Below are 1099 nucleotides of genomic sequence, written 5' to 3'. Positions count from 1 at the left end.
TTGACGCTGGTCTGGACGCCGGCCACTGCACGCACCACGCTACCCACCTCGTCCTTGGCGTCGGACTGGAGGTCGAAGGCGAAGTCGCCCCTGGCCATGCGCTCGGCAGCGGCGCTCACCTCGCCCATCGGGCGCGTGATGCTGCGAATGACCAGGGTACCGACCAGCAGCGCGAACAGGATTGCGACGCCGCTGACAGTCAGCGTCAGCAGCCGTGCCCGCGCACCGTCCGCCGATGCCTGCTCGTAAAGCGCATTGGCGCTGTCGTTGAAATAGTTGTTGAGATCGGCGATGGCATTCTGGAACGCGACTGCCTTGGGGTTCATCTGCTGCAGCAAGGTCACGTTCGCCTGATAGAAATTGCCTTGCTCGAGCAGCCGGCGGGTTGGCGCCACGCCTTCGCTGAGATACGCGGCTACTGTGCTTTCCACCGCGGAGATCAGTTTGCGTTCTTCATCGCTCATGCGGTGTTGCTTGATCTCCTCGATCGAGCGCAGCAGCGTTGCCTGGGCCTCGTCGATGGCATTCAGGTGAACGCCGAGCTGGTGGTCGTGCAGTTCGACGAAGCTGGAGCGCGGGTCGTGTTGCAAGGCCAGCAGACTCTGGATCTGGGTTTGAGCGACCATGCGCTGAATCCGCCCGGTGAGCCGGGTCGGCTTCAGCTTCGTTTCGTTGGTGACCTGCAGGTCCGTCCTCGCGGTGTCGAGTCCCTGCAAGGCCGTGAAGGCGATGAAGAACAGCAGCCCGAGCACGACCGTCAGCAGCAGCGATAGACGCAGACCGATTTTCAGGTGATTGAGCATGATGAACTCGCGGAATTGGAGACCCAACGCAGGTCAGAATCGTTCGTAGCCGGATTGCTGATAGGCAGGTGTTGCATCCTTCACGGCCAGTTTGCTTGCGGTGCCATTGAGCGACCCGCGGGCCGTGGTGGGAGATGCACTGCTGCCGCGGCCGCCGCTCTGCTCGAGTGTGAAGAAGTCCATCAGCTCCTGCAGCTGTCCGGCCTGTCCGCCAAGCTCCTCGGCGGTGGCGGCGAGCTCTTCGGAGGCCGAGGCGTTCTGCTGGGTGGCCTTGTTGAGCTGGCCCATGGCGTTGT

The 1099-nt window shown here is 62.9% G+C and carries 1 protein-coding gene and 1 pseudogene; both read right to left on the bottom strand.

Annotated elements, in window-relative coordinates; genetic code table 11:
* On the bottom strand, nt 1-803 hold an 803-nt coding region (locus P7F68_RS19865; protein ID WP_277835663.1), incomplete at its 3' end, for an MCP four helix bundle domain-containing protein.
* Nucleotides 804-836: 33 nt separating this feature from the next.
* Nucleotides 837-1099, bottom strand: a pseudogene (locus P7F68_RS19860) (methyl-accepting chemotaxis protein); the annotation flags it as partial.

This window comes from Thauera mechernichensis (assembly GCF_029588855.1).
GTDB classification, from domain to species: domain Bacteria; phylum Pseudomonadota; class Gammaproteobacteria; order Burkholderiales; family Rhodocyclaceae; genus Thauera; species Thauera mechernichensis.
This window is presented reverse-complemented; position numbering and strand designations above follow the sequence as displayed.